This window comes from uncultured Sunxiuqinia sp., assembly GCF_963974515.1.
In the GTDB taxonomy this organism is placed as follows: domain Bacteria; phylum Bacteroidota; class Bacteroidia; order Bacteroidales; family Prolixibacteraceae; genus Sunxiuqinia.
Window position 1 is genome coordinate 1 of sequence record NZ_CAXBDD010000127.1, and the last position, 9,278, is coordinate 9,278.

The following is a 9,278-nucleotide window of genomic DNA, read 5'->3' on the forward strand; positions in this document are numbered from 1 at the left end:
ATTTGTCGGGCGAATTGAATGAGAAGGTTGGAAATTGATCACAGAATTGCTCTTCACCATCGTGACAGTTGTCGCATTCCTGGCAGGAATCAACGATGCAGCCAATAGCGGCCAGGTCACCTTCTTTGAACTTGCTTACATGCTCACCGACACGAGTTATTTTCCCGACAATCTCATGACCCGGAACAATGGGGTACATGGTCATCCCAAAATCATTCTTTATCTGGTGTAAATCCGAATGACAGATCCCGCAATACAGGATTTCCATTTCAACATCGCGATGCTGAAGTTCCCGTCGCTTAATATTCATAACATGCAAAGGCGCATCCATCGCCTTTGTTCCATATGCTTTTACTTCTTTAGTTTCCATTTGAACATTTGTCTTTAAATTATTCATTTTTAGTTGGAAGAGGCGACAGGCCGTGTGTTCCTTTTGAGCTTCTGATGCCGCGGTTACCGATATCCAGTCCCGCGAGAACTCCCGGAGCAGCACGTTCACCAACGATGGTCAGGCTGGCATAGCCATCTTCAATTTCCTGCATATCGGCTTCCGACAATTGAATATTTGTTGCATGCATATTTTCTTGCAAGTGATCCAATTGGGTGGTGCCAGGTATGGGAACAATAAATGGTTTTCGGGCCAGCAACCAGGCCAAATCTACCTGACCAGGGGTGGCATTGTGCTTTTCGCCCACCCGTTGAAGCAATTCGATCAAGGCCCAATTGGCGTTCATTGCTTCATGCGTAAATCGCGGCATGGTGCTTCTGCGATCATTTTCGGGGAATGTAGAATCAGGAGAGACTGTACCCGTTAAGAAACCTTTTCCCAATGGCGACCAAGGTACCAGGCCAATACCCAGCTCTTCACACACCGCAAGGACTTCACCCTCGGGATCACGGGTCCAAACCGAGTATTCGTTTTGAACTGCACTAACCGGGTGTACCGCATGAGCCCGGCGAATGGTGGCTTCGCCCACGCCGGATAGTCCGAACTCCCGGACTTTTCCTTCTTTGATCAGATCCTGAACCGTTCCGGCAACATCTTCAATCGGAACCTGGGGATCAACACGGTGCTGGTATAACAAGTCGATATAATCGGTTTTCAACCGTCTTAAAGAACCTTCCGTTGCTTTCCGGATATTCTCCGGGCGGCTGTTCAGCCCGGTGATGTTTCCCTGGTCATTAATTGCAAACCCAAATTTGGTGGCAATAATCACGTCTTTTCTGATTGGCTCCAAGGCTTCGCCTACCATTTCTTCGCTCAGCCAGGCACCATACGCTTCGGCAGTGTCAAAGAAGTTTTGGCCAAGCTCGGCAGCATCGCGAAACAATCTGACCGCATCTTTCCTGGGCATCGGATCACCAAAGCCCCATGCGGCATTCATGCAGCCAATTCCAACCGGAAATACTTCCAAAGATCCCAATTTTCTCCTCTGAGATATATTGATCAGTTGATTCGATAAAGCGGAACTACTCCCATTTTTTGTGGCTGCCACACCTCCGAACGCGTATTGTCCGAGGACTAAACCTCCAGCTGCCAATGTCGCGTTTGTGATGAACTTTCGACGATTGATCCACCCTTTTCCCTGGTTGCTTGATTGGTCTTTTTCCGTTTTCATGACATTGAGTTTATCCGATTAATCTTTCTAAAGCCCGATGATTCAGGGCAGGCTGGCTATTGGTCTTCCTTCGCGGATTCGAATGACCGGACATTGATCAAATCAATTTTTTCGAAGGCTGTTCTGAATTCCTCCAGCTCGCCGGCGGTGAAACGGACATCGAGAGCCCCAAGATCCTCTTTCAAATGATGCAGTTTTGTGGTACCCGGAATGGGAACGATAAAGGGTTTTTGCGCCAAAAGCCAGGCCAGTGAAATTTGTGCCGGTGTGGCATCCTTCCGCATCGCCCAATCACGAACAAGGCATAGAAGCTCCATGTTATTCTTTAATGCCTCTGGTTCAAATTCCGGCACGACAGCATGCCTGCCTTCAGAAAACCTGCTCCACTCATTGAATTTGTCGGTGAGAAATCCACGGGCGACTGGTCCCCACGGAACAAAACCGATTCCCAGTTCTTCGCAAGTATCCAGTACCTGGTTCTCGGGAAAACGTTGCAGGAGCGAATACTGGGTTTGCAGTGCAGTAACAGGCTGCACCGCATGTGCACGTCGAGTGGTATCAGGTGAAGTTTCCGAAAGGCCAAAGTGAAGTGCCTTCCCCTCCTTAATCAGATCGCGAACAGTTCCTGCAATGTCTTCGATTGGTACATTGGGATCAATGCGGTGCATGTAGAGCAAATCAATCCGATCCGTTTTGAGGCGCCGTAGCATTCCCTCTACTGCCTGGCGAATATGCTCCGGTCGGCTATTTTTTCCAACCGGCTTACCATCTTTAAATTCGAACCCGAATTTTGTTCCAATTACAACCTGGTTGCGAATGGGAGCAAGCGCTTCGCCAACGAGTTCCTCGTTCGTAAAAGGGCCATAGAATTCGGCAGTATCAAAAAAAGTTACCCCCTGGTCAAATGCTCCGCGGATAACAGGAATCATTTCCTTTTTGCTGCGGGGCGGGTTGTAGCTGCCGCTGGTCATGCTCATGCATCCCAAGCCGATGGGAGAAACCTCTAAAGCATGCTTCCCGGAGCCTAATGTGCGTACTTTGGTTGATGTTGAAGCAGCCTTAGCCCCAGTGGAGAGCTGGCTCCCTGCCGGTTGCATACTTCCAAAAGCCGAGGCCGTGATCATGGAAGTGCCAAAAGCGGCTCCCAGCTTTAAGAAATTCCGGCGATTTTGTTCATTTTTACTTTTCATATCTGATTTGCGTATGTCAATTTCTTGTGTCAAAGTTCCGCAAAAACAAGTAGTTGATTGTTATACAGATTACAGGTAAGCTTACCATTTTTACAGGTTCGAAGTTACTCGGCCACTTTCACGCATAACATCCGTCGTTGGTCACGGATGAGCAATTTCCCTTCGGCAAGCGCGATGGGCGCCCAGTTTTGAGTGCGTCCTCCAACCCGTGATGCAATTGAATTTTCGTCGCTCGTACTTACCGATCCGAGTAGTTCCGCTTTCGCGAGCGGTTTAAATGCTGCTGAATCGGGTTCAATCAGGTATAATGTGTTCGAACCGTCGGTAGCCAGGATCAATCCATCAGCAAGAATCATGCTTCCCTTGTTGAAATCGGGATCACGCTTTGTCTTCCACATAATTTCACCTTCCATATTCATACAGGTAAGTCCATCACGTTTATTGTTGGTTCCGTACTGCGCATAGAAATGACCTTCATACAAAAGGGGCGTTTTTGTTTGATCACCAAACTCTTCAGTTCTGAATAATTCAGTAGTGATATAACTTCCATCCGCCTGTTTCTCTACCCTAATCATGAGTGCTCCTAATTCGTAGCCACCTGTAATCAGGAGTTTATTGTCTCCGGCATCAACCGCACTTGGTACTGGAATGTGGCAATTCCAATCCTTAAATTCCCATAGTTTTTCACCTGTGAGTGGATTGAGACCTACTACATTTCCCATTTCCTCACCTCTTCTGGAAGAGGCTGTTATCATCACCACATGGTCTTCCCCGTTGATTTTAGCAATTGAAGGGCTTACGTATCCCAGGTGTCCAAGTGGTGGCGTGTGCCATTTTACATCGCCAGTTCGTTTATTATAAGCAACCACTCCTGCTTCCGGCGCTTGTGATGCAACAATCAGCAGATCACCGTAAATCAGTGGGTTTTGAGTAATGGCCCAGGTTGGAATGTCGCCGCCGCCGTAATCCTTCCAAACATTCTTAGTCCATACCGGGTTGTGTGTTTCAGTGTCAAAGCAGTACAAATCACCATACGGACCGCATGAATACACATTCTTATCGTCTGCAACCGGAACACTTCGCGAGCCGGGAAACATCACTTCGCCAGGAGCGTCATATTCGAATTTCCAGAGTTCCTCTCCGGTTGACAAGTCGAAACATCGCATGATATCACCCACGGCATCGTTCCTGTCCAACAAATAGACCTTGCCATCCTTGACTACCGGACCGCCATAGCCGATGCCAACATCAATAGTCCAAAGAACTTCCGGCCCTTGCTCAGGCCACGAATGTAGAATGTTCCTTTGATTGGAAATACTGTTTCTATCGGGGCCGAGATACTGGGGCCAGTCCTGCGCGCTAACGTTGTTAACGAAAATCATCAGTGTAAGAGCAAGTGCGCTGATTCGTTTGGTTTTCATTCGGTTTTTTTGTCGTGGTTTTATTAATTCAGAAATTTTTTGGTTGCGGCGAATCCCAATATTCTAAACAATTCGTGAGTGCGTATTATTTATCAATTCGTCCGTATTCTTCGTCGGTTACAGGCCCCAACCAAACGACTCCTCCGTCATCGAGATTTAAACTAAAGGCCAGGTGTGCAAATTCGCTGTCGGGAGCTGCGCCATGCCAGTGTATGACGTTTCGTGGGATTTCCACCACGTCACCTTTTTTCAAGGGCTGGGCAGGCTGGCCTTTGGCCTGGTAATATCCCCGACCTTTGGTGATCAGCAGCAGCTGACCTCCGGCGTGAGAATGCCAGTTTGTTCTTGCCTTGGGTGCGAATGTTACGTTTCCAAACCGGGTATGTAATGTGCTGTCGTTGGCTCCCATCATGTGCACCCAAACCTCTCCGGTAAAGTTCTCGCTGGCTATTTTTTCACCTTTTGGGAAAGCTGATTCAACTTGTGTGTTTGTTTCGTTTGTTTTTTTCTCCATGTTGCAACTTGCAATTATAATTACAAGAAAAAGCAGACTGAATTTAATACGGTACTTCATCATCATCATCAATTTTTTATGTTATTGCTACCTGTTTTCAAGTACTTCATTTAAAACCGTCTGAGCCGCTTTGGCTTCTTTCTTTCCAACGGTCGATTTGAGGATTCCTACAAATTGGTTTAACTGCTCGGGTGTAAAGCCAACATTCAGGCAGATTGCCAAATGACTACGAAGCATGGGTTCTGCCTTGCCAATTGCACTTATCACCGAAACCGTTATAAGCTCGCGTTCAGCATAAGTTAATACATCGCGGTCGAAAATATCGGCGAATAAATGCTCCTTCAAAAATATTTCTATCACCGGGGCAAAAGCCGCATAACCGGTTTGTGGCCCGTCTAACGGTCTTCCTAAAAGTGCTTCTAAATTTGCTTTTCCACGGTCGTATTTGCTGCGCTCATCGTTTATTGGTGAAGCATCAGCCCCTGTTTCATCGTCAATTCCTTTTGCTTTTCGTTCATCGAGCACTTCCATAAAAGTCTGCAATCCACGGATGCTGCGAGGAAATCCGCAGTAGGCATACAGATGTACCATGATTTCCTTTATTTCATTTACGGTTAGTCCGGCATCCAATCCGGCGTTCAGTGCCGGTTTCAATTGCTCCAGTTCGCCCTTAGCGGTGAGCGCTGCAATAGGAATAATGCCTTGTTGCTTTGCGGTTAAACTCCTGTCCGATTTATCATTGCTGTGTGCGTAACCGTTTCCAAAACAGCTAACTATGGTTAATACTGTGATTATTAGTTTTCCAATCTTCATCATTACTGTATTTTTAAGTTTATAAGAATCATTTTTGTTTTCCATTTGACTTAAATGCCACCTCGCGATTGTATCCGATCCCTAAACTTGAAAGCTTTTTCAATCACATCCAGTCGGGCTTTCCGGGGATCTGGCTTTCCAATCGGCTTTCCATCCAGTTCAACATCGAGTATCTGTTCCTGTTGCGTCGTATAAAGCGGCCAAAGCGGCAGGCCCTCACCATTTGGATTCCCTGTTTTTGCGAAGTTTGCCCAATAAGTGTTCATTATTTGCGCTAACTTTTCTTCTTCCGGTGTAGTTTCTGTTGCTCCCCAGCGGGCATTGAGGTTACCAAATACAAACGAAACTTCCGATCCGTGACCGGCGCCGTAACGGGCCCGCTCCCGCATTGCCGGAGGAACATAACCAAATTGAAAAACATAGGCCGGTTCACCGCTGGCTACAAAAGTCCTTGCGGTCATACGGGCCGGCTCACCCCACACCCAATCGGTATTAAATTTTGTTTGTACCTCGGCGAATTCTTTGTCTCCTGAAGGATCAAAAGCAGCTTTTACTTCTGCTTCCAAGTCTCCAAACGACGAGAACAATTCTTCTTTTGTACTGCTGTTGCTCACAAAGCCTCCCCCAATTTCAGCGCTGCAACTACCAATCATAAGCGGAACCCGTGCCTGTCTGCCAGCCTTGTATGAACTTTCCGCAGTTTCCACAACCAGTTTGCCATCGAGAATCGGCCCTGAATAAATTCGCGGGCCTCCTTGTCCATCGTTTTCCTGACCGCCATCCACAATTTCCTCTACACTCAGGGCGCGGAGTTTGGCGAGTGCCGCGGCATCGGTGCCTTCTATCCCGTGTTTCCGGGCAAAGTTTACACCGATTGTCTCAGCTGAAACCGGATAAAGCGGGTCAGCATCATCTTTACTTATCGGTCTGGCTGTCAGAACACCGTCCCTGCCACCACCTGATTCACTGATCGCTTTTTGGAAAAGTCCGCGTGCAGCCGGAATCGTTAACAGCGAGTGTACGGCAACTCCACCGGCAGAGAAGCCAAAAATGGTGACATTTTCAGGGTCACCACCAAAAGCAGCGATATTATCCTTTACCCACTGAAGCGCTGCAATCATGTCCATAAATGCATAACTACCTTTGGACTCATCGGGATGTTCTTTCGTTAAGGCCGGGAATGCAAAATGACCAAGGCGTCCGAGCCGGTAATTAAAGGTCATCAGTACAACGCCTTGTTTGGCAAATTGCTCTCCCGATGTAGCCGGGCCAGCACCGCTACCTCCGGTGAAACCGCCACCATGAATCCATACCATCACCGGAAGTTTTGCATCAGGCTTTGCATTTGACGGCAACCACAAATTGAGGTAAAGACAATCTTCTGACGAACCCTCGGCAATGGTGCCCGGAGCAGTGCCCCAGCCACCCTGTGCACAATTCGGACCATACTCTTTTGCCTCGCGTACGCCTTTCCAGAGTTTTACCGGCTGTGGCGGACGCCAGCGAAATTCGCCAATAGGTGGGGCTGCATAAGGAATTCCTTTGAAAATCGAAACCTCTCCTTCGGTTACTCCTTGAACGACTCCGTACTTGGTTTGAACTGTGGTTCCTTCACCGGAAACTAAACTGGCAGCTGCTTGTTGAGCATGCAACAACGTGCCTATCAAAATCCCAAAGCTGATTAGTATTATTTTCATTTCTATGTTATTTATTGTCAATTTTGACATCATTTTAATTGTCCGTTCCTTCGGAGCCAACTTTGTATTTCCTGCCGGACTTCTACTTCTCTGTTTCCCCGCATCACAAACAAAATCCCATCTCGTTCACTGCCGCCTCTGGTTGAATAACCATCCGGGATTTTGCAATCAGGACACAATTCCTTCACTGTTTCAAAACTGCTGCCAACACCATAACCGCCATTGGTATTGAAGGGAATAACAGTCTTGCCGCTCAAATCATATAAATGCAGGAAACTTTTCATGGGCGGTGGCAACTGCATACCCCAGGTTGGAAATCCTAAAAAAACTACATCATATTTGTCAATGCTGTCAATTCTTGTTTTTAATGGGGGTAAATATCCCGTTTGGTTTTCTTGTGATACTTGATCTACTATTGCCTCATAATCATCGGGATACGGAGTTTTCAGCTCAAGTTGCACCAATGTGCCACCAATTTCATTCTGAATCATTTCTGCAACAGCTTTTGTATTATTCGTTCGGGAAAGGTAGACAATGAGCACTTCTTCATGCAGCTCTGAAGTTGAGTTTTCAACAATAACTTCTCCTTTACACGAGCAGGAAAATAATAGCGTAAGACCAAGGCTTAAAATTTGAAAAAAAGTTATTGTCATAGGAATATATTTATTGTTTTGGTGGGGCTTCAACTTTTGAAAACTGCAGCACAAATTCCGGCAACCGTTCCCCTACAATTTGGATTGTTTCTAATTCTGTGTTGAATTGAAGCCATTCTTCTTTAGTGAATTTAATCCCATCGGCACCAATATTTTGCTGCATGTGCGCCATTTGTGTTGTACCTGGAATAGGAACAATCCAAGGTTTTTGTGCCAACAACCAGGCCAGCGAAATTTGAGCTGGTGTTGCTTGCTTTTTTGTACTCCACTTTTTCAGTAAGGCGACAAGAGCCAAATTGTTTGGTAAGTTTTCAGGTGAAAACCGGGATTCGATACCGCGAATATCACCTTGGGCAAAACGTGTTTGTGCATCGATCGCGCCTGTAAGGAAACCAACGCCGAGCGGGCTCCAGCAAACAAATCCAATACCCAACTCTTCACAAAGTGGAATAACATCGTTGTCTGAGCCGTGATACAATAAAGAATGTTCGTTTTGAATGGCGGTAACCGGATGCTCGTTGTGCGCTCGTCTAACCGTTTGTAAACCTGGCTCTGACAATCCGTAGTGCAACACCTTTTCTTCCTGAATCAAGTCTTTAATAGCTCCCACCACATCTTCTATTGGTACTTCCGGATCAACACGATGCTGGTATAACAAATCGATACGGTCAGTACGAAGACGTTTTAACATGCCTTCCACCACCAGTTTTATATGATCAGGTTTGCTGTTTAATCCCGGCAAACGTTGTCCGGTTTCCTGGTCGATGTTCCAACCAAACTTTGTTGCAATGACAACTTTATCCCGAAAGGGCTCAATACCTTCACCCAATATTTTTTCTACCTCAAAAGGACCGTAAGCCTCAGCCGCGTCAAAAAACGTGATGCCGTTATCAAAAGCCGTTCGTATGATACGGTGCATTTCGGAACGCAGCGGGATGGTGGTTTGATAGGTGCGGCTCATGTTCTGAACACCAAGTCCAATACTTGAAACCTCGAGATTTTTGCCAAGTTTACGGCGACTTAAGTCAGATGTGCCAGAATTAGGTTGTTCTTTTTTATTTGATGAAATTCCTGAACTATTCCCGAAGACCATATTGCCACCGATAGCGGATGCCAGTACAGAAGCACCGGCCATTACAGCACCCGATTTAAAGAACTTACGACGGTCAATACCCTGATTTGCTTCCTTGTCATTTGATTCTGCCATATCGATCTGATTTTAGATGTTTGACATTAATGACTCCCTCATTTTTTTAATTTTTATAAAAAGACGGAGAGCCTGCTTTCCATATTCATTTCGCAGTTTCTTTTTTATACATCAGCGAGCCCAACTATCAAGCTGTTCCAAGGTCACATTGAAGAATCGTTTAT

General features: G+C 46.4%; 9 protein-coding genes. All 9 read right to left on the reverse strand.

Annotated features, from left to right (window positions below):
- The coding region (locus tag AAC033_RS17095) for an alcohol dehydrogenase catalytic domain-containing protein (RefSeq protein WP_339740357.1) at window positions 1-370 on the reverse strand (370 nt) is incomplete at its 3' end.
- Window positions 371-389: 19 nt separating this feature from the next.
- Window positions 390-1,619 (reverse strand): aldo/keto reductase, encoded by a 1,230-nt coding sequence (locus tag AAC033_RS17100; RefSeq protein WP_339740359.1) that lies wholly within the window; start codon window positions 1,617-1,619, stop codon window positions 390-392.
- A 56-nt stretch (window positions 1,620-1,675) separates the two neighbouring features.
- The gene (locus AAC033_RS17105) at window positions 1,676-2,809 is read right to left on the reverse strand and encodes an aldo/keto reductase (RefSeq protein ID WP_339740361.1); all 1,134 of its coding nucleotides are present in this window, start codon (window positions 2,807-2,809) and stop codon (window positions 1,676-1,678) included.
- 104 nt (window positions 2,810-2,913) lie between these two features.
- Window positions 2,914-4,230: a PQQ-binding-like beta-propeller repeat protein gene (locus tag AAC033_RS17110; protein WP_339740363.1), complete on the reverse strand. Its 1,317-nt coding sequence runs from the start codon at window positions 4,228-4,230 to the stop codon at window positions 2,914-2,916.
- Window positions 4,231-4,315: 85 nt separating this feature from the next.
- Window positions 4,316-4,744: a cupin domain-containing protein gene (locus AAC033_RS17115; RefSeq protein ID WP_339740365.1), complete on the reverse strand. Its 429-nt coding sequence runs from the start codon at window positions 4,742-4,744 to the stop codon at window positions 4,316-4,318.
- 87 nt (window positions 4,745-4,831) lie between these two features.
- Entirely contained in the window at window positions 4,832-5,560 is a 729-nt protein-coding gene (locus AAC033_RS17120; protein ID WP_339740367.1) for a carboxymuconolactone decarboxylase family protein, read from the reverse strand.
- Between the two features lie 47 nt (window positions 5,561-5,607).
- Complete coding sequence (locus AAC033_RS17125; RefSeq protein ID WP_339740369.1) at window positions 5,608-7,254, reverse strand: carboxylesterase family protein; 1,647 nt, start codon at window positions 7,252-7,254, stop codon at window positions 5,608-5,610.
- Between the two features lie 29 nt (window positions 7,255-7,283).
- Window positions 7,284-7,940 (reverse strand): flavodoxin, encoded by a 657-nt coding sequence (locus tag AAC033_RS17130; RefSeq protein ID WP_339740371.1) that lies wholly within the window; start codon window positions 7,938-7,940, stop codon window positions 7,284-7,286.
- Entirely contained in the window at window positions 7,918-9,114 is a 1,197-nt protein-coding gene (locus tag AAC033_RS17135) for an aldo/keto reductase (RefSeq protein ID WP_339740373.1), read from the reverse strand. The genes AAC033_RS17130 and AAC033_RS17135 overlap by 23 nt, the downstream gene beginning before the upstream one ends.
- Between the last annotated feature and the right edge of the window lie 164 nt (window positions 9,115-9,278).